This window comes from Rhodosalinus sp. 5P4, from assembly GCF_041365695.1.
Lineage (GTDB): Bacteria > Pseudomonadota > Alphaproteobacteria > Rhodobacterales > Rhodobacteraceae > Rhodosalinus.
The window spans coordinates 474,930-493,056 of record NZ_JBGFSJ010000001.1; the positions used below are offsets into that span (position 1 = coordinate 474,930).

17 protein-coding genes are annotated in these 18,127 nt (G+C 70.1%); 11 read left to right on the forward strand and 6 right to left on the reverse strand.

Annotation, left to right across the window (positions count from 1 at the left end):
* Nucleotides 1-35 precede the first annotated feature (35 nt).
* Together AB6A69_RS02360 and AB6A69_RS02365 are read left to right on the forward strand one after the other, a co-directional pair.
* Nucleotides 36-1,019: a TAXI family TRAP transporter solute-binding subunit gene (locus AB6A69_RS02360; RefSeq protein WP_371036328.1), complete on the forward strand. Its 984-nt coding sequence runs from the start codon at nucleotides 36-38 to the stop codon at nucleotides 1,017-1,019.
* Nucleotides 1,020-1,138: 119 nt separating this feature from the next.
* Nucleotides 1,139-3,373 (forward strand): TRAP transporter permease, encoded by a 2,235-nt coding sequence (locus AB6A69_RS02365; protein WP_371059508.1) that lies wholly within the window; start codon nucleotides 1,139-1,141, stop codon nucleotides 3,371-3,373.
* 155 nt (nucleotides 3,374-3,528) lie between these two features.
* Here AB6A69_RS02365 and ligD (AB6A69_RS02370) read toward each other — a convergent pair whose 3' ends face one another.
* From ligD (AB6A69_RS02370) to AB6A69_RS02380, 3 genes are read right to left on the reverse strand one after another with little or no spacing between them, the layout of a single operon-like run.
* Nucleotides 3,529-4,425, reverse strand: coding sequence for a non-homologous end-joining DNA ligase (ligD, locus tag AB6A69_RS02370; protein ID WP_371059509.1), 897 nt, complete (start codon nucleotides 4,423-4,425; stop codon nucleotides 3,529-3,531).
* Entirely contained in the window at nucleotides 4,422-5,426 is a 1,005-nt protein-coding gene (ligD, locus tag AB6A69_RS02375; protein WP_371059510.1) for a non-homologous end-joining DNA ligase, read from the reverse strand. Before ligD (AB6A69_RS02375) ends, ligD (AB6A69_RS02370) begins: the two co-directional genes overlap by 4 nt.
* A complete protein-coding gene (locus AB6A69_RS02380; RefSeq protein WP_371059511.1) occupies nucleotides 5,423-6,025 on the reverse strand; it encodes a DNA polymerase ligase N-terminal domain-containing protein in 603 nt (200 codons plus the stop codon). The genes ligD (AB6A69_RS02375) and AB6A69_RS02380 overlap by 4 nt, the downstream gene beginning before the upstream one ends.
* Nucleotides 6,026-6,321: 296 nt before the next feature.
* Here AB6A69_RS02380 and dusA point away from each other — a divergent pair, with 296 nt between their 5' ends.
* From dusA to AB6A69_RS02395, 3 genes are all read left to right on the forward strand, one after another.
* Entirely contained in the window at nucleotides 6,322-7,338 is a 1,017-nt protein-coding gene (gene dusA / locus AB6A69_RS02385; protein ID WP_371059513.1) for a tRNA dihydrouridine(20/20a) synthase DusA, read from the forward strand.
* A 111-nt stretch (nucleotides 7,339-7,449) separates the two neighbouring features.
* Nucleotides 7,450-8,274, forward strand: coding sequence for a sulfite exporter TauE/SafE family protein (locus AB6A69_RS02390; protein ID WP_371036322.1), 825 nt, complete (start codon nucleotides 7,450-7,452; stop codon nucleotides 8,272-8,274).
* Nucleotides 8,268-9,056 carry a hypothetical protein gene (locus AB6A69_RS02395; protein ID WP_371059514.1) on the forward strand — a complete coding sequence of 263 codons (789 nt, stop codon included), beginning with the start codon at nucleotides 8,268-8,270 and terminating at the stop codon, nucleotides 9,054-9,056. Before AB6A69_RS02390 ends, AB6A69_RS02395 begins: the two co-directional genes overlap by 7 nt.
* A gap of 323 nt (nucleotides 9,057-9,379) precedes the next feature.
* Here AB6A69_RS02395 and AB6A69_RS02400 read toward each other — a convergent pair whose 3' ends face one another.
* The 3 genes from AB6A69_RS02400 to ccmI are packed head-to-tail and all read right to left on the reverse strand — an operon-like array spanning nucleotide 9,380 to nucleotide 11,339.
* On the reverse strand, nucleotides 9,380-9,613 hold the full coding sequence (locus AB6A69_RS02400) for a DUF1289 domain-containing protein (RefSeq protein ID WP_371059515.1): 234 nt from the start codon (nucleotides 9,611-9,613) through the stop codon (nucleotides 9,380-9,382).
* The gene (gene ruvX / locus AB6A69_RS02405; protein ID WP_371059516.1) at nucleotides 9,610-10,098 is read right to left on the reverse strand and encodes a Holliday junction resolvase RuvX; all 489 of its coding nucleotides are present in this window, start codon (nucleotides 10,096-10,098) and stop codon (nucleotides 9,610-9,612) included. The genes AB6A69_RS02400 and ruvX overlap by 4 nt, the downstream gene beginning before the upstream one ends.
* On the reverse strand, nucleotides 10,095-11,339 hold the full coding sequence (gene ccmI, locus AB6A69_RS02410) for a c-type cytochrome biogenesis protein CcmI (protein WP_371059517.1): 1,245 nt from the start codon (nucleotides 11,337-11,339) through the stop codon (nucleotides 10,095-10,097). The genes ruvX and ccmI overlap by 4 nt, the downstream gene beginning before the upstream one ends.
* 174 nt (nucleotides 11,340-11,513) lie before the next feature.
* Here ccmI and AB6A69_RS02415 point away from each other — a divergent pair, with 174 nt between their 5' ends.
* From AB6A69_RS02415 to AB6A69_RS02440, 6 genes are all read left to right on the forward strand, one after another.
* A complete protein-coding gene (locus AB6A69_RS02415) occupies nucleotides 11,514-12,761 on the forward strand; it encodes a sarcosine oxidase subunit beta family protein (RefSeq protein ID WP_371059518.1) in 1,248 nt (415 codons plus the stop codon).
* A gap of 85 nt (nucleotides 12,762-12,846) precedes the next feature.
* On the forward strand, nucleotides 12,847-13,176 hold the full coding sequence (locus AB6A69_RS02420) for a sarcosine oxidase subunit delta (RefSeq protein ID WP_371059519.1): 330 nt from the start codon (nucleotides 12,847-12,849) through the stop codon (nucleotides 13,174-13,176).
* A 55-nt stretch (nucleotides 13,177-13,231) separates the two neighbouring features.
* Nucleotides 13,232-16,243, forward strand: coding sequence for a sarcosine oxidase subunit alpha family protein (locus AB6A69_RS02425; protein WP_371059520.1), 3,012 nt, complete (start codon nucleotides 13,232-13,234; stop codon nucleotides 16,241-16,243).
* A complete protein-coding gene (locus tag AB6A69_RS02430; RefSeq protein WP_371059521.1) occupies nucleotides 16,236-16,805 on the forward strand; it encodes a sarcosine oxidase subunit gamma in 570 nt (189 codons plus the stop codon). Before AB6A69_RS02425 ends, AB6A69_RS02430 begins: the two co-directional genes overlap by 8 nt.
* 89 nt (nucleotides 16,806-16,894) lie before the next feature.
* Nucleotides 16,895-17,497, forward strand: a complete 603-nt coding sequence (locus AB6A69_RS02435; protein ID WP_371036313.1) for a superoxide dismutase — start codon at nucleotides 16,895-16,897, stop codon at nucleotides 17,495-17,497.
* Between the two features lie 140 nt (nucleotides 17,498-17,637).
* Nucleotides 17,638-18,096, forward strand: a complete 459-nt coding sequence (locus AB6A69_RS02440; protein ID WP_371036312.1) for a host attachment family protein — start codon at nucleotides 17,638-17,640, stop codon at nucleotides 18,094-18,096.
* Nucleotides 18,097-18,127 lie beyond the last annotated feature (31 nt).

Here is an 18,127-nt window from a genome sequence, read left to right on the forward strand (position 1 = left end):
CACGGTCCGCGGGCACGGAACCAAGGGAGGATCCAATGAAAACGCTTCTTTCGACCGCAATCGCGGCGAGTGTCGCGGCCGGCGCGGCCGTCGCGCAGGACTATGACCGCACCGGCTGGCCCGACAGCTTCACCGTCGGCACGGCGAGCCAGGGCGGCACCTATTTCGCCTACGGCTCGGGCTGGGCCAATCTCGTGGCCGAGGAGCTCGGTCTTTCCGGCGGCGGCGAAGTCACGGGCGGCCCGATGCAGAACATGGCGCTGGTGCACACCGGCGACGCCGCCTTCGGCATGACGACGATGGGCCCGGCCGCAGAGTCCATGGCCGGCGACAACCCGATCGCTCCCGGCCTTCAGATGACCAACGCCTGCGCGATGTTCCCGATGTACCAGACGCCGTTCTCGATCACGGCGCTGTCGTCCTCGGGCATCTCGTCGATCTCCGACATCCCGGACGGCGCGCGCATCGGCTTCGGCCCGGCGGGCTCCACCTCCGACACCTATTTCCCGCGCATGATGGAAGAGCTCGGCGTGAACTTCGACCGCCGCAACGGCGGCTGGTCGGATCTCGGCGGCCAGCTTCAGGACGGGCTTCTCGACGTGATCGCCTTCGCGGCCGGCGTGCCCGTGCCGGCGGTGAGCCAGCTCGAGGTGCAGACCGACATCAACATCATCGAGTTCACCGAGGAGGAGCAGGCGACCATCCTCGAGGCGTTCCCGGTCTCGCAATTCGAGATCGCGGCGGACACCTACCAGACCCTCGAGGCGCCGGCGCGCTCGGTCTCGATGTGGAACTTCGCCATCGCCAACTGCGACCTTCCCGAGGAGTTCGTCTATGCGGCGACCGACGTGGTGATGTCCGACAACGAGCGGATGGTGAACATCCACCGCGCGGCGCGGTCGACGATCCCGGAGAACTGGGACAAGAACAACGTGCTTATGTGGCACCCGGGCGCGGCGCGCTGGTTCAAGGAGAACGCGGACGCCGACATCCCGGACGACATGATTCACGGGATGTAAGCAACACCCGAGACTCTGCGGGCCGCGTCCGGAAGGGATGCGGCCCGCACCTTCGCGCGTCGCGCGTGGCCATCGCCCGCGCGACGTTGCCCGCCCAGACCGCATGACGGACGAGGCCCATGAGCTCCCAGCCCGCAATCGATCCCCAGCAGGTCATCGCCGAAGGCGTCGACGAAGAGCCGGTCGAGAAGAACCGCCGCCTCTACACGGGCGCCGCCTACACCTTCGTCACGGTGTTCTCGGGGCTTTACGCGGCCTTCCACATGGCCGCGCTAAACGGGATTTCGGTCGAGGCCCTGACCGGCATCGAGATCCCGTTCCTGCCGCAATTCCCCATGGAGACGTGGAATTTCCGGATCGTGCACATCGCGGGGGCGCTCGTGATCGGGTTCCTGCTCTACGCCTCGGCGAGTTTCCGCGACGAGGAAATGCGCGAGACGCCGCTGCTGGGTGGCCTCGCCATCCTGCTCATGGCGCCCGCGCTCTTCTCGCTGGGCGCGGGCGTCTGGTTCGCGACCCTCATCCGCGACGGGCTGATGTGGAACGGCATCGACGAGACGCTGCGCTTCCGCGAGATCTGGTATTTCGGCGTGCCGCTGCTGGTGGCCACCTTCGGCGGCATCCTGATCGGCTGGGCGCACCGGCGCCGCCGGTCGGCGTTTGCCGCGCCGGACATCCTTCTGGGGATCTGCGCGGTCTCGGTCGCGGTCTACCTGGTGACGATCTACGGCACCCTGATGCGCAACTCCACGGGCACGCCCTTCGCGCCCATCGGCATCTCGATCGCCGCGGTGGCGGGCACCGCCCTCATCATGGAGCTGACGCGGCGCGCGGCGGGCCTCGCCCTCGTGATCATCGCCGGCGTCTTCCTCGCCTATGTCTTCACCGGCCAGTACATGCCGGGCTTCCTTAATTCTCCCGCGGTGAGCTGGCAGCGCTTCTTCAGCCAGGTCTACACCGATGCGGGCATCCTCGGGCCGACCACGGCGGTGAGCTCGACCTACATCATCCTTTTCATCATCTTCGCCGCCTTCCTTCAGGCATCGAAGGTGGGCGACTACTTCGTCAACTTCGCCTTCGCCGCGGCGGGCCGCGCGCGCGGCGGGCCGGCCAAGGTGGCGATCTTCGCCTCGGGCCTCATGGGCATGATCAACGGCACCTCGGCGGGCAACGTGGTGGCCACCGGCTCGCTCACCATCCCGTTGATGAAGAAGGTGGGCTACAAGAAGCAGACCTCGGGCGCGGTCGAGGCCGCGGCCTCCACCGGCGGGCAGATCATGCCGCCCATCATGGGCGCGGGCGCCTTCATCATGGCCGAGATCACGGGCATCCCCTACCAGGAGATCGCCATCGCCGCGATCATCCCCGCGGTGCTCTACTTCGTGTCGGTCTACTTCATGGTCGACTTCGAGGCGGCGAAGCTCGGGATGCGGGGGATGCGCGACGACGAGCTGCCGCGCCTCGGCGACATGGCGCGCCGCGCCTTCCTGTTCCTGCCGATCGTGATCCTCATCGCGGCGCTCTTCATGGGATACTCGGTGATCCGCGCGGGCACCTACGCCACCGTCGCCGCCGCGGTGGTGAGCTGGCTCACCCCCTACCGGATGGGTCTCAAATCCGTCGGCAAGGCTTTCGAGATCGCCGGCACCATGTCGATCCAGATCATCACGGTCTGCGCCTGCGCGGGCATCATCGTTGGGGTCATCTCGCTCACCGGGGTGGGGGCGCGGTTCTCGAACCTGCTGCTGGGCCTCGCCGGCGTGAGCCAGCTTCTCGCGCTCTTCTTCGCGATGTGCATCGCGATCCTGCTCGGCATGGGGATGCCCACCACGGCGGCCTACGCGGTGGCGGCCTCGGTGGTGGCGCCGGGGCTCGTCAATCTCGGCATTCCGACGCTCACCGCGCATTTCTTCGTGTTCTACTTCGCGGTGCTCTCGGCGATCACGCCGCCCGTGGCGCTGGCGAGCTACGCGGCGGCGGGCATCTCGGGCGCCAACCCGATGGAGACCTCGGTCGCCTCCTTCAAGATCGGCATCGCCGCCTTCGTCGTGCCCTTCATGTTCTTCTACAACTCCGCCCTGCTCATGGACGGGACATGGCCCGAGGTGGGGCGCGCGGCGCTCACCGCGACCGTGGGCGTGTTTCTGCTCTCCTCAGGGGTGCAGGGCTGGTTCCTCGGCGCGCGCGCGGCCTGGATGGTGCGCCTTGCCATCCTGGTGGCGGCGCTTTTCATGATCGAGGGGGGGTGGCTCACCGACCTGATCGGCATCGGGCTGGCTGCGGCGGGCTTCTTCATCCAGCGCGTCTTCCACCCGGATCCCGACGCGCCCATCGAGGTGCGCGGCGCGGACTGAGGGGCGCGCCCAAACGCCGCCGGGATCAGGCCCCGGGCCACGCCGAGGCGCGGGCCGGAGGCATCCCGCGGCGTTTGCGAGCGGCAGGTCCGGCGTCGCTCTGACCGCGCCGTCGCGCGACGGCAAGGATGCGGCCCCGGCGCTGGCCGTCCCGCTCAGGTCCGTTCGACCAGGGCCGCCGCGTCGGCGGGCTGCGCGTCGATCCCGGCCCAGGGATCCTCGGCCTGGCCCAATCGGCGGAAGATGTTGGCGACGGTGTATTTTCGGGGTGTCATGTCGCCGGAGAGCGCCTCCTTCCAGGTGAGCGGCGTGGCGACGGGCGCGCCCGGGCGCGCGCGCACCGCATAGGGCGCGACGGCGGTCTGCCCGTAGGCGTTTCGCAGCCAGTCGAGGAACACCCGGTCGCCGCGCGACGCCTTGCGCTGCGCCACCGTGGCGAGGGCGGGGGCGTCTTCGGCCACGGCCTCGGCCAGCCGCCGCGCGGCGGCGCGCACGGGGTCGAAGGGCGCGGAGCCGTCGAGCGGGACCACCAGATGCAGCCCGCGCGAGCCGGTGGTCTGCACGAAGACGGGAAGATCCAGCGCCTCTAGACGGGCGCGAAGCCGCTCGGCCGCCTCCTGCACCTTGCCGAAATCGTCGTCGGAGGGGTCGAGGTCGAAGATCAGCCGGTCTGGGCGGTCCGGCGCGTCGGCGCGGGCGAGCGCGAGGTGTGGCGTGATGCAGCCCTGGTTGGCGATGTAGACGAGGGTCGCGGCCTCGTTGGCGAGGATGTGGGTGACGGTCCCGCCTTCCTTGGGCAGGTTCGCGCGCGCGATCCAGTCGGGGAAGTGGCCGGGGATGTCCTTCTGAAAGAAGCCGTCCTCGCCGATCCCGTCCGGGAAGCGGTGCATCGTGAGCGCACGCTCCCGCCAGTGCGGCAGGGCGATGCCGGCGATCCGCCGGTAATGGTCCACGAGGTCGCCCTTGGTGATCCCGTCATCCGGGAAGAACACCTTGTCGAGGTTCGAGAGCGCGATCTCGCGCCCGTCCACGGTGATCGTCTTCTCGCTCATGCCGCCGGGCGCTCGCGCGTGACGTCGCGCGGGTCCTTGTCGTCGCGCAGCCCGAGAAAGCGGGGATGGCGCAGCTTGCCGTGGGAGGTCCACTCGGTGAAGCCGATCTCGGCCACGAGCTCCGGCGAGACCCAGGTCACGCCGTCGCCCGCGGGTGGGTCGTCGAAGGGCGCCGTCTTGCGGGAGAGCCCGTCGAGCTTCTGCCGGAAGCTTTCGAGGAACGCGTCGTCGAACCCCGTGCCCACCTTGCCCGCGTAGCGCAGCGCGCCGTCCTCGTAGTAGCCCACGAGCAGCGCGCCGAAGCCCTTGCGGCTGCCCTCGGGCTCGGTGAAGCCGCCGATCACCAGCTCCTGCCCGTTCGCGCACTTGAACTTCAGCCAGTCCCGCGAGCGGCTGTGGACGTAGGGCGCGTCCGCGCGCTTGGCGATGACGCCTTCCCAGCCCTTGTCGCAGGCCTCGCGGAAGAAGGCCTCGCCCTCCTCGACGCGATGGGGCGTGAAGCGGATCGGGTCGGCGAAACCGAAGGCGCGCTTCAGGACCGACTTCCGCGCGCGCAAGGGCAGGGCGGTCAGGTCCTGCCCGTCGAGGTGCAGCAGATCGAAGAGGTAGTAGAAGACGCGCACATCGCTTTTCCGCGCCGCCTCGGCGTCCTTGATCTGCATGCGGGCCTGAAGCCGGGAGAAGCTTGTGACGCCGCCCTCGAAGGCGACGATCTCGCCGTCGGCCACGAAGTCTTCCGGCGTCGCCGTGCCGAGCGCCTCGGCGATTTCCGGGTAGGTCTGGCCCAGATCCTTGCGGTTCCGGGTGAGCAGGCGGACGCGGTCGCCGTCCCGGAAGGTGAGGGCGCGCTCGCCGTCGAGCTTGCGCTCGTAAAGCCAGCCGGGATCGGAGAAACGGTCGTCGGTGAGCGTGGCCAGCATCGGCGCCGTCCAGTCCGGGTGGGGCGCGTCCCGAAGCGCGTCCCGCTCCGTGTCGGAGAGCGCGTCGAAGGGGCCACTCACCGCTCCGCCCCCGCGTCGGCGATCTCGTCGAGATCGCGGCCCGAGAGCACCGAAAGCGGCTCGGTGGAGACGGGGTTGCGCCGCGCGTCGGCCGCCTCGTCGTCCATCTTCACGAGAAGCCAGCGCGCGTCCTCGCCCGACCCCGTGCGCTGAAACGCGTAGCCGCCCTGCAGCTTCTCGCCATGGAGTCGCACCAGCACGTGGCCGTCCTCGATCGCCTCGGCCATGGGGCGCAGGCCGTCCTCCTTCTCGGTGATGTTCTCGTAGGGCCCCGTGTCCCAGACGAGCACCGTGCCCGCGCCGTATTCGCCCTCGGGGATCACGCCTTCGAAATCGGCATAGTCGAGCGGATGGTCCTCGGTGGGCAGCGCCAGGCGCTTCTCGCCCGGATCGGTGGAGGGGCCCTTGGGCACCACCCAGGATTTCAGCACGCCGTCGACCTCGAGACGGACGTCGTAGTGGAGCGTGGAGGCGTCGTGCTTCTGGATCACGAAACGCGGAGCGTTTTCGGACATGCTGCCGCCTCCCTCGGGTTCTGGGCTTTTCGAGAAATCCCGCCGCGCGCGGTATCGGGCCAGCCGGTCGTTTTCCCGGCTCATCGCGCGCCCCACGCAGGCGCGCCCCGCCTTGCCACGTCCTCGCCGATCATGGGTTTAGTCTACGGCGCAGGGCCGTCGCCATCAATGCCGTCGCGCGACCGCGCGCGTCGGCGTCCCTTCGGCAGGCGCGGCGCGGCGAGCCCGGCCGATGGGCCCGAGTGTTGCAAAATCACGGCATCTGCGCCATCTGGGCGTGATCCGGGGGCGCCCGCGAGCGTGGCGGGCGGCCGCATCCCGGGCCCCGCGACGCGCCCGCCGCGCGCCCGGAGCCTTCAGGAAGGACGTGGACCGTGCCGATGGAACAGCAAGAAACGGCCTGCCGCCTGTCCGTCGCACCGATGATGGACTGGACCGACCGGCACTGCCGGGTCTTCCACCGGCAGCTGTCGCGCCGGACGCTTCTTTATACCGAGATGGTGACCGCGCCCGCGCTGGTGCGGGGCGGCGCGCTGCATCTTCTGGACCACAGCCCCGAGGAGCATCCTGTCGCGCTTCAGCTCGGCGGCTCCGATCCGGAGGAGCTCGCCCAGGCGGCGCGGCTCGGCGCGGAGGCGGGCTACGACGAGATCAACCTCAATGTGGGCTGCCCGTCGGACCGCGTGCAATCCGGCACCTTCGGCGCGGTGCTGATGCGCGACCCCGCGCGCGTGGCCGACTGCGTGGCGGCGATGCGCGCCGCCGTCGCGGTGCCGGTGACCGTCAAGTGCCGCATCGGCGTGGACGAGCAGGACCCGGAGCGCGTGCTGCCCGATTTCCTGGCGCGCATGGCCGAGGCCGGCGCGGCGCAGGTCACGGTGCACGCCCGCAAGGCCTGGCTCGAGGGGCTGAGCCCGAAGGAGAACCGCGACGTGCCGCCGCTCGATTACGATCTCGTGCGGCGCATGCGCGACGCCTTCCCGGCACTTTCGATCGCGCTCAACGGCGGCGTGCAATCGCTCGACGAGGTCGAGGCGCATCTCGAAGACGGTTTCGCGGGCGTGATGGTGGGACGCGCCGCCTATCACCGGCCCTGGGACATCCTGGGCGAGGCCGACCGGCGGCTCTGGGGCGAGGCGCGCCAGACCACGCCCGAGGCCGCGGCGCGGGCCATGCTGCCCTACATCGAGGCGCATCTCTCGGCCGGCGGGCGGCTCAACCAGGTCACGCGGCACATGCTGGGGCTCTTCGCCGGCAGGCCGGGCGCGCGGCGCTGGCGGCAGATGCTCTCCGAGGGCGCGTCCTGCCCGGATGCGGGCCCAGAGCTGGTGGAACGGGCGCTGGCACAGGTCCCGCCCCTCGCCGCCGATTTCACGGAGGCGCGGCGCAGCGCCTGAGCGCGCTCCGTCGCCCGGGGGCACCGGATGCACGGATTTCCCGTTGTGGCCGCCCGGAAAACACTGTCTACCTGACGCCCGCCGAAACCGCCGGACCGCGCGAGGAGCCCCATGCCCGACCCGATGTTGCTTGCCCAGATGATCGCGCTGCTTCTGGTGATCGGCGCGGTGGCGGGCGTTCTTGCCGGGCTTCTGGGCGTGGGCGGCGGCATCGTTCTGGTGCCCGCTTTCTTCTACGCTTTCCAGACGCTGGGATATGGCGGGCCGCAGCTCATGCAGATGTGCCTTGCCACCTCGCTGGCCACCATCGTCGTGACCTCGGCGCGCTCGGTGTTGAGCCACAACCGCAAGGGTGCGGTGGAGTGGGAGATCCTGAAGACCTGGGCGCCGGGCATCGCGGTGGGCGCGGTGCTCGGCGTGATGCTGGCCGCGGTGCTGCGCTCCACGGTGCTCCAGGGGGTCTTCGGGGGGCTCGGCCTGGTGATCGGGCTCTATCTCGGGCTCGGCCGGGCGGAGTGGCGGCTCGGCCCCGAGATGCCGCGCGGCTGGCGGCGGGCCGCGCTTTCGCCGCTCGTGGGCTTCCTTTCGGTTCTGATGGGCATCGGCGGCGGCAGTTTCGGCGTGCCGCTGATGAGCCTTTACGGCGTGCCGATCCACCGGGCGGTGGCGACGGCCGCGGGCTTCGGAATTCTGATCGCCGTGCCCGGCGTGGCGGGGTTCCTGCTCTTCGAGATCGCGCCGGAGAACCGCCCGCCCTTCACCGTGGGCGCGGTGAACCTGCCTGCCTTCGCGGTGGTGATCGCGATGACGCTTCTCACGGCGCCGCTCGGCGTCAGGCTGGCGCACGCCATGAACCCGAGGCCGCTCAAGCGTGTCTTCGCGGTGTTCCTGCTCCTGGTGGCGGGCAACATGCTGCGGAAATCGCTGGGGTGGTAGACGGGCTTGCCACGCGCGGCTGGGCGCGGCTCGGCCCCGATCCGGCGCTGGCGGGCTGGGCCGCCGCCGCGCGGCCGGCCGCCCGTGCCGCGGTCGCGGACCCGGCGCTGCGGGCGGCATGGCTCGACTGCGAGGGAACGTGGTTCGTGGGCGTGGACGCGCTGCCCACCGATGCCGAGGGGCGGCTGCCTGGCGGCCCGCCCTTGCCCCGCGCCGCGCGCGCGCCCCTCGAGGCCGTTCTCGGCCCGCTGCCGCCCTTGCACCGGGCGCAGCTTTCGGTGGTCTGGCCGGGCTATCCGCGCCCGCGCCGCGGCGAAAGCTCGGCCGCCTTCGGCTATCGCGCGCGGCGCGACGCGGCCCATGTGGACGGGCTGCTGCCCGAGGGACCCGAGCGGCGGCGCCACCTGCGCGAGCCCCACGCCTTCATCCTGGGCCTACCGCTCACCGAGGCGGGGAGGGGGGCGAGCCCGCTCGTCGTCTGGCAGGGCAGCCACGAGATCATGCGCGCCGCCTTCGCCGCGGCGCTTTGGGGTCGCGCGCCGGAGCGGTGGGGCGAGGCCGACCTGACCGATACCTACCAGGCCGCGCGCCGCCGTGTCTTCGAGACATGCCGGCGGGTGGAGGTGACGGCGCGGCCGGGGGAGGCGATCGTGGTGCATCGCCTTGCGCTCCACGGTGTGGCGCCCTGGGCGGAGGGCGCCGAGGCCCCGCCGGAGGGACGGATGATCGCTTATTTCAGGCCCCAGTTCGCCGATCCCGCGCGCTGGCTGGAGGCGCCCTGAGGCCCGCGCGGAAGCGCGGCTCAGCCGCCGCGCCGCAGGGGGTGTCGTGGGTCGCGATGGCGTCGCGCTGACCGGCGTTCCGGCCGGTTCTGTGGTCCCCTCAGGGAAACGATGGTTCGGATCGCGGTGCATCGTTGATCGGAGCGGGACGGTGGCGGGGCGACACATCTTGTCCCGAGAGGACCTCGCGGGTCGCGGCGCGAAGGGGAAATCCGGTGACGAACACCGATTGCACGGCAGCGCCCGGGACGGGACTGCCCGCGGTGCCCGTTGCGCCGCGATCCCGCCGCGGGCCCCCGGCTACCATGGCCTTGCAGGCTGGGTCAGCCCCGCGCGCGGCGCGTGGCGCGCCCGCCGCGCCGCTTTTTCAGAAGCGCGCCACGGGACGGCAATTCCGCCATTACGGCACGGCGCGCCTCTGCCGTCATGCGCGACCAGGCGGTGATCTCGTCGATGCTGCGGTGGCAGCCGGCGCAGATCCGCGCCTCGGGGTGGATCACGCACAGCTTCACGCAGGGCGATTCGATCTCGTCGCGTTTCCAGACCTCGTCGGTCATTCCGCCTGCTCTCCCGCCAGCCTCAGGTGCCGGATCCGGTCCAGCGCTCCTTGAAGGATATAGGACGCGGCGACGTGGTCGATCACCTCGGCGCGACGTTTTCGTGTCGCATCCGCCTCAAGAAGCGCGCGTTCGGCCGCCACGGTGGAGAGCCGCTCGTCCCAGAAGACGATGGGACTGTCGCGCAGACGCGCGAGATTGCGCGCGAAGGCGCGGGTGGACTGGGCGCGCGGCCCCTCGCTGCCGTCCATGTTGCGCGGCAGGCCGAGCACGATGCCGCCGATCTCGCGCTCGTCGAGGATCGAGAAAAGCGTGACGGCGTCGACGGTGAACTTGGTCCGCCGGATGGTGCGCAGGGGGGTCGCGACGGCCAGGCCACGATCCGACACTGCCACGCCCAGCGTCTTCTCGCCGAGGTCGAGCCCCGCCACCGCCCGGCCCGGGGGCAGGGCGGCGGCGAAATCCGCGATGCCGTCGTGGATCATCCCTCGAGGCCGGCCTGCCGCGCGGCGTCGCGCAGGCGTCCCAGCGCAGCCTCGTCGCCCGCGAAGGTGGAGAGCGCCTCGTCGAAGATCGCCTGCGCGCGCTCGCTCTCTCCCAGCACGCCCAAGGCGCCGATGAGCCGCGCCCATTCCTCGGCGGTCCCGCCCTGCGTGGCGAGCCGTTCCGAAAGCCCCTCCACCATGCCGCGCACCATCGCCATGCGGTCCTCGGGGCTCATGTCCTCCGCCGCCGCCATGTCCTCGGCCGACGGGCCGGCAAGCCCGGCCACGGGCGCCTCGGCGCGCGTCGGCGGCGTGTAGTCGGTCTGCCCGGCCAGGCGCGCCAGCCGGCCGATCCCCGCCTCGACCGGGGCGATCCAGGGCGCGTCGGGCGGGCTTTGACGCAGAAGCCTGTCCCAGGCGCGGAACGCCCGGTCGGGCCGCCCGGTCTGGTCGAACATGACGCCGGTGTAGTAGAGCGCCACGCCGTTGTTCGGATCGCGGTTGAGCGCGGCGGCCAGCGCGGTCTCGGCCTCGGGCGAGACGTAGCCCCCGGCCGCCATCACCAGCATCTCCGCGTAATCGGCGTAATCCTGCGCGGTGGCCTGCTCGCCCCGCAGTGCGAGCACGCGCTGCTGCGCCGTGTAGGCGGCCTCGAAGTTCCCGAGCGCGGCTTCGTTGCGGGCGAGAAGCGCGTGGCCTTGAAGATCCGTGGGCCGATCCTCCAGCGCCGCGCGTAGCCGGGTCATCAGTTCGGCGTAATCCTCGGGCACGTCGGCCGCGGGCGCGGCGGGCACGCCGGCCTCGGCGGTTTCCTGGCTCGGGCGGTTCTGCCGCGCTTCCTCGGCCCGCGCGATGCGTTCGGCGAGCGCCATGTCGGGATAACCCGGCGTGCCGATCGCGGAATAAAGCGCGAGCGCCCCGCCGACCACCCCGAAGGCGAGGAACACGACGATCGCGATGCCGGCCCAGGCGGGCTGGCGCGTGTCGCCCCGGCGCGCGGCCTTGGCGGCGGTGTCGGCGGCCAGGATGCGCCGCGACACCTCGGTGCGCAGCCGCTCGGCGTCGGCTTCGTCGATGACGCCGCGCGCGAGATCGCGCTCCACCTCGTTCAGCTGGTCGCGATAGACCTTCAGGTCGTAGTCGGCGGCCTCCGCCTCTTGCGCGCGCGCCCTGAGCGCCACGAGCCCCAGAAGCAGCCCCACGACACATGCGAGCCCGACCACGCCGATCCAGAAAACCATGGTTCCTCCAAAAGATTTGCCCCTGATTTATGCGGTCGGACCCCGCGACGGAAGGGCAAACCGCCCGCGCGGAGCGTCATGTCGCAACCGGCGCCCATTGTGACGCATGGAAGCAGGGTTTATCCCGCGCCAAGGTCCAGTTATCGCCCACGCCGCATCACGGATTCGAGGCCCATGAAACGCTATTCCGCCTTCGCCGTCGCCCGGGAAGCCTTTCGCAACCACAACGGCTGGGAACGCGCCTGGGCCAATCCCGCGCCGAAGAAGCGTTACGACGTGATCATCGTGGGCGCGGGCGGCCATGGCCTCGCCACCGCCTACTACCTCGGCAAGAACCACGGTATCCGCAACGTCGCGGTGCTGGAGAAGGGCTGGCTCGGCGGCGGCAACACCGGGCGCAACACGACCATCATCCGCTCAAACTATCTTCAGGATCCCTCGGCGGCGATCTACGAGAAGGCGCGCAGCCTCTACGAGACGCTGAGCCAGGAGCTGAACTACAACATCATGTTCAGCCCGCGCGGCGTGATGATGCTGGCGCAGACCGAGCACGAGGTGCGCGGCTACCGGCGCACCGCGCAGGCCAACGCGCTGCAGGGCGTGGACACCGAGTTCGTGGACCGCAAGCGCGTGAAGGAACTCTGCCCGATCATCAACATCGACGGGCCGCGCTATCCCGTTCTGGGCGCGCTCTGGCAGGCGCGGGCGGGCACGGCGCGCCACGACGCAGTGGCCTGGGGCTATGCGCGGGCCTGCTCGGACATGGGGATGGACATCATCCAGAAATGCGAGGTCACGGCCGTCCGCCGCGAGGGCGGCCGCGTCGTCGGCGTGGACACCACCCGCGGGCCGATCGACTGCGAGAAGCTCGGGATCGTCGTCGCCGGGCATTCGGGCCAGCTTGCCGAGATGGCGGGGTTCCGCCTGCCGATCGAGTCGGTGGCGCTTCAGGCGCTCGTTTCCGAGCCGATCAAGCCCTGCATGGACGTGGTGGTGATGGCCAACACGGTGCACGGCTACATGAGCCAGTCCGACAAGGGCGAGATGGTGATCGGCGGCGGCGCGGACGGCTACAACAATTACACCCAGCGCGGCAGCTTCCACCACGTGGAGGAGACGGTGCGCGCGCTGGTCGAAACCTTCCCCGTGATCTCCCGGCTCAAGATGCTCCGCTGGTGGGGCGGGATCGTGGACATGACCGGCGACCGCTCGCCCATCCTGTCGAAGACGCCGGTGGAGGGTGTCTTCATCAACTGCGGCTGGGGCACGGGCGGGTTCAAGGCGATCCCCGGCTCGGGCTGGGCCACCGCCGAGATGATCGCCCGCGGAGAGCCCGGCCCGCTCGCCGCCGAGTTCTCGCTGGATCGCTTCCGCGAGGGCCGCTTCATCGACGAGAGCGTCGCGGCGGGGGTGGCGCATTGATGGTGCAGGAAGCGCGCAAAATTCTTGGAAGAATTTTGCCAAGGATCTTCGAAGATCCTTGGCGCCCGATTGCAGGAGCCACGCGATGCTGATGCTCGAATGCCCCTACTGCGGCGTGAAGGCCGAGGAGACCGAGCTTGCCCCCGGCGGCGAGGCGCATCTGACGCGCGTCGGCCCCGAAGGCTCGGACGACGCGTTCCACGACTACCTGTTTTCCAAGGAGAACCCCAAGGGCGTGCATTTCGAGCGTTGGCGCCACTCTCATGGCTGCGGCAAGTGGTTCCACGCCGCGCGCTGCACCGCGACGCTCGAGGTCTTCGGCACCTACCCGGCCCAGACCACCGAGCCGCCGAAGCACATCCGCGACGCCATCTCCGCCAAACGCCCCGGCTGGACATGGAGGGCTTTCTCTTGACCCGCCGTTCCGACACCGCCGCGCGGCCCGTCACTTCTTTCAGGGGGCTCACCGCATGAGCACGCGTCTCGCCACCGGCGGGCGGCTTCTCGACCGTTCGCGCCGCATCCCGTTCAGCTTCAACGGCAAGCGGTTCTCCGGCCATCCCGGCGACACGCTGGCCTCGGCGCTTCTGGCCAACGGCCAGATGCTGATGGGGCGCAGCTTCAAGTATCACCGCCCGCGCGGTCCCGTGGCGAGCGGCGCGGAAGAGCCCAACGCGCTCGTCAATCTGGGCGAGGGCGCGCGGCACGAACCCAACCAGCGCGCGACCACGACCGAGCTTTTCGAGGGTCTCGCCGCCACCTCCCAGAACCACTGGCCCAGCCTCGAATTCGACGTGGGCGCGATCAACACAGCGCTCGCACGTTTCCTGCCGGCGGGCTTCTACTACAAGACTTTCATCCACCCGCGACCCTTCTGGAAACATGTCTACGAGCCCTTCATCCGCCAGTCGGCGGGGCTCGGCAAGGCGCCGGCGGAGGCCGATCCGGACGAGTACGAGCATTTCTACGCCTTCGTGGACGTGCTGGTGGTGGGCGGCGGCGTCGCGGGCCTCGCCGCGGCGAAGGCGGCGGCGCTCTCGGGCGCGAAGGTGATGCTGATCGAGCAGACGGCCCATTGGGGCGGGCGCGCGCCGGTGGACGGCGGCGAGATCGACGGCGTTCCCGCGGCGGAGTGGGTGGCGCGCACCGTTTCCGAGCTGGAAACGATGGAGAACGTGACGCTGCGCACCCGAACGATGGGCGCGGGGATCTACGATCACGGCTATGTCCTCGCCTATGAGCGCGTGGCCGATCACAAGCCCGGCGGCGAGGCGCCGCGCCACCGTCTGTGGCGCATCCGCACCGCGCAGACCGTGACCGCGACCGGCGCGATCGAGCGGCCTCTGTCCTTCGCCGGCAACGACGTTCCGGGCGTGATGCTGGCCTCGGCGGTGCGCGACTACGTCGTCAACTGGGCGGTGTCGCCCGGCGACCGGACCGTCGTCGTGACCAACAACGACGACGCCTACCGCACCGCGCTCGCGCTGAAGGAGGCCGGGCTCGTGGTCGCCGCCGTGATCGACGCCCGCGCCGAGGGCGGCGGCCGGCTGATGGACGCCGCGCGCGACGCCGGCATCCGCGTCGAGACGGGCCGCGGCATCGCCAAGGTGAAGGGCGGCAAGCGGGTCGAGGGGGTGCTGACCTGCCCGCAGGCGGGCGAGGGCACCGCCACCGAAGAGATCAAGTGCGACGCAGTGGCCATGTCGGGCGGCTGGTCGCCGGTCGTGCACCTTTGGTCCCACTGCGGTGGAAAGCTTCTCTGGGACACGGCGGAGGCGGCCTTCCGCCCGGATCCGGACCGCGCGCCCACCGGGGCCAACGGGAAGCCGATGGTCGTCACCGCCGGCGCGGCGAGCGGGGCGATGGGGCTGGGCGACGTGCTCGCGGATGCCCACGCCGCCGGCCTCGCCGCCGCCGGGGCGGCAGGCCGCGCGCCCGCCGATGCCGAGGCGCCCGCGGGCGAGGCGCGCGACGAGGCACCGCTCGCGCCGGTGTGGATGATGCCGCAAGGCGCGGGGCCCGCGCTGCGCGCCAAGGCGTGGCTCGACTACCAGAACGACGTGAAGGTGTCGGACGTCCAACTCGCCGCGCGCGAGGGGTTCGAGAGCGTGGAGCACGCCAAGCGCTACACCACGCTCGGCATGGCGACCGATCAGGGAAAACTGTCGAACATCAACGGCCTTGCCGTGCTCGCGGGCGAGCTTGGCGCCGACATTCCCGCGGTCGGCACCACCACCTTCCGCCCGCCCTACACGCCCATCTCGATGGGCGCGATCGCCGGGCCGGCGCGGGGCGCGACCTTCCAGCCGATCCGCCGCACGGCGATGCATGACTGGCACGAGGCCCATGGCGCGGACTGGGAGCCCGTGGGCCAGTGGCGGCGTCCCTACACCTACCGGCGGGACGGCGAGAGCCGCGAGGCGGCGGTGAACCGGGAGGTGAAGAACACCCGGGACGCCCTTGGAATGCTGGACGCGTCCACCTTGGGCAAGATCCTCGTCAAGGGGCCGGACGCGCCGCGCTTCATGGACATGCTCTACACCAACATGATGAGCACCCTGAAGCCCGGGCGCTGCCGCTACGGCCTGATGTGCAGCGAGAACGGCTTCCTGATGGATGACGGGGTGGTGGCGCGGCTCGATCACGACACCTTCCTGTGTCACACCACCACGGGCGGGGCGGATCACGTCCACGCCCACATGGAGGAATGGCTTCAGACCGAGTGGTGGGACTGGAAGGTCTGGACGCTCAACGTCACCGAGCAATGGGCGCAGATCGCGGTGGTCGGGCCCAACGCGCGCAAGGTGCTGGAAAAGCTGGGCGGCATGGACGTCTCGAAGGAGGCGCTCTCCTTCATGGGCTGGGCGGAGGGCACGCTGGGCGGCTTTCCGGTCCGGGTCTTCCGCATCTCCTTCTCGGGCGAGCTCTCCTACGAGATCGCGGTGCCGGCGAGCCACGGCCGCGCGCTCTGGGAGGCTATCCACGAGGCCGGGCAGGAGTTCGGCGTGATGCCTTATGGCACCGAATGCCTGCACGTCCTGCGCGCCGAGAAGGGCTTCATCATGATCGGCGACGAGACCGACGGCACGGTGATCCCGCAGGATCTGGGTCTCGACTGGGCGATCTCGAAGAAGAAGGACGACTACATCGGCAAGCGGGCGCAGATGCGCAGCCACATGGCCGATCCCGAGCGCTGGAAGCTCGTGGGCCTCGAGACCGTGGACGGCTCGATGCTGCCCGAGGCCGCCTACGCCACCGCGCCCGGCACGAACGGCAACGGCCAGCGCAACACGCAGGGCCGCGTGACCTCCACCTATCACTCGGCCAATCTGGGGCGCGGGATCGCCATGGGGCTGGTGCACCGCGGGCCCGAGCGCATGGGCGAGGTGCTGGAGTTCCCGAAGGTGGACGGCACCGTGGTGAAGGCGAAGATCGTGGAACCGGTGTTCTACGACAAGGAAGGGACGAAGCAGGATGTCTGAGCCGGCAGGCCCGCTCGCGGGTGAAAGCTATGAGGGCTACGTCACCGTCCGGGCGCTTCCGCCGCAGGGCATGATCTCCGTCCGGGCCGATCTCTCGGCCGAGGGGGAGGGCGCGGCCATGGCGCTTCTGGACGCGCTCGGTGCCGAGATGCCGGACCGCCGCGGCATCGCGGAAGGGCGGGACGGCGCGGTCCTCGCCTGGTTGTCGCCGGACGAGGCGATGGTGCTGTGCAGCTATGACAGCGCGCGCCAGCTTGCCGCCGGACTCGATGAGGCGCTCTCGGATCAGCACGTGCTGGTGGCCGACGTCTCCGACGCCCGCGCCGTGATCGAACTCGAGGGCGGGGCGGTGCGCGAGGTGATCGCCAAGCTCGCGCCCGTGGACATGGACGCCTTCGCCCCCGGAGAGATCCGCCGCACGCGGCTCGCGCAGGTGCCCGCGGCCTTCTGGATGCCCGAGGAGGGACGCCTGCGGCTGGTCTGCTTCCGGTCGGTCGCGCGGTATGTCTTCGACCTGCTGGCCACGGCGGCGCGCCCGGGCCGCGAGGTTGCGAAGGGCTGATCGCGTCGCGGACGGGGCTTGACCTTGCGCGCCGGCAAGCCACACATACGCGGCAGACGTTATCGCAAACACCAAAAAAGGGGGCCCAAATGGCTTTCGAACTTCCCGATCTTCCCTATGCCCATGACGCGCTGGCCGATCTGGGCATGTCGCGCGAGACGCTCGAGTATCACCACGACATCCACCACAAGGCCTATGTCGACAACGGCAACAAGCTCGTCTCCGGCACCGAGTGGGACGGCAAGAGCGTTGAGGACATCGTGAAGGGCACCTACGACGCCGGCGCGGTGGCGCAGTCCGGCATCTTCAACAACGCCTCCCAGCACTGGAACCACACGCAGTTCTGGCAGATGATGGCGCCCGGCGCGGACAAGAAGATGCCCGGCGAGCTTGAAAAGGCCATCACCGAATCCTTCGGCTCGGTCGACAAGTTCAAGGAAGAGTTCTCGGCCAAGGGCGCGGGTCAGTTCGGCTCGGGCTGGGCGTGGCTGGTGAAGGACACCGACGGCAGCCTCAAGGTCACGAACACCGAGAACGGCGTGAACCCGCTCTGCTTCGGGCAGACGGCGCTTCTGGGCTGCGACGTGTGGGAGCATTCCTACTACATCGATTTCCGCAACAAGCGGCCCGCCTACCTCACGAACTTCCTCGACAAGCTCGTGAACTGGGAAAACGTCGCCTCGCGTCTCTGACGGCCGACGCGTTCGAGACAAGCACGCCCCGCGCGCCGGCCCGGCCGCGGGGCGTGCCGCGTTCAGGGGCTTGCAAACCCGCGCGGAAAGGCATTCATGTGGGCGCCGTGAACGCGCGACCGCATTGCAGGAGAGACGAGATGACCGAGCTGACCAACGGGACCTGGGTGCTGATCGCCGACGGCGAAAAGGCGCTTTACCTTCGCAACATCACCGACGCCGAGAACCCCAACCTCGAGGTCGTGCGCAAGGAAGAGCAGGAAAACCCTTCCACGCGCGAGCAGGGCACCGACCGGCCCGGCCGGATGCCCGACGACAGCCAGAGCCACCGTTCCGCGATGGACGAGGCGGACTGGCACCGCCTTGCCAAGGAACGCTTCGCCCACGATCTCGCCGATCATCTCTACGAACTCGCCTACAAGAACGTGTTCGAGCGCATCGTCATCGTGGCCCCGCCGCGCGTGCTGGGCGAGCTGCGCGATCACCTGCACCAGGAGGTGACCCGCCGCGTCGTGGCCGAGATACCCAAGGATCTGACCCAGCATCCCGTGGGCGATATCGAGCAGAACCTGAAAAAGACGCTGGCCGGGGAAGAGTAGACCGCGACGGGTGCGCATGCCGGAGCGCGGG

Coding starts and splice junctions, on each gene's coding strand:
- AB6A69_RS02425 (WP_371059520.1), top strand. CDS start 13,232: ATGAGCACGCGTCTCGCCACCGGCGGGCGGCTTCTCGACCGTTCGCGC.
- ligD (WP_371059509.1), bottom strand. CDS start 4,425: ATGAGCGAGAAGACGATCACCGTGGACGGGCGCGAGATCGCGCTCTCG.
- AB6A69_RS02365 (WP_371059508.1), top strand. CDS start 1,139: ATGAGCTCCCAGCCCGCAATCGATCCCCAGCAGGTCATCGCCGAAGGC.
- ruvX (WP_371059516.1), bottom strand. CDS start 10,098: ATGATCCACGACGGCATCGCGGATTTCGCCGCCGCCCTGCCCCCGGGC.
- AB6A69_RS02360 (WP_371036328.1), top strand. CDS start 36: ATGAAAACGCTTCTTTCGACCGCAATCGCGGCGAGTGTCGCGGCCGGC.
- AB6A69_RS02420 (WP_371059519.1), top strand. CDS start 12,847: ATGCTGATGCTCGAATGCCCCTACTGCGGCGTGAAGGCCGAGGAGACC.
- AB6A69_RS02430 (WP_371059521.1), top strand. CDS start 16,236: ATGTCTGAGCCGGCAGGCCCGCTCGCGGGTGAAAGCTATGAGGGCTAC.
- AB6A69_RS02440 (WP_371036312.1), top strand. CDS start 17,638: ATGACCGAGCTGACCAACGGGACCTGGGTGCTGATCGCCGACGGCGAA.
- dusA (WP_371059513.1), top strand. CDS start 6,322: ATGGAACAGCAAGAAACGGCCTGCCGCCTGTCCGTCGCACCGATGATG.
- ccmI (WP_371059517.1), bottom strand. CDS start 11,339: ATGGTTTTCTGGATCGGCGTGGTCGGGCTCGCATGTGTCGTGGGGCTG.
- AB6A69_RS02400 (WP_371059515.1), bottom strand. CDS start 9,613: ATGACCGACGAGGTCTGGAAACGCGACGAGATCGAATCGCCCTGCGTG.
- AB6A69_RS02435 (WP_371036313.1), top strand. CDS start 16,895: ATGGCTTTCGAACTTCCCGATCTTCCCTATGCCCATGACGCGCTGGCC.
- AB6A69_RS02390 (WP_371036322.1), top strand. CDS start 7,450: ATGCCCGACCCGATGTTGCTTGCCCAGATGATCGCGCTGCTTCTGGTG.
- AB6A69_RS02415 (WP_371059518.1), top strand. CDS start 11,514: ATGAAACGCTATTCCGCCTTCGCCGTCGCCCGGGAAGCCTTTCGCAAC.
- AB6A69_RS02380 (WP_371059511.1), bottom strand. CDS start 6,025: ATGAGCCGGGAAAACGACCGGCTGGCCCGATACCGCGCGCGGCGGGAT.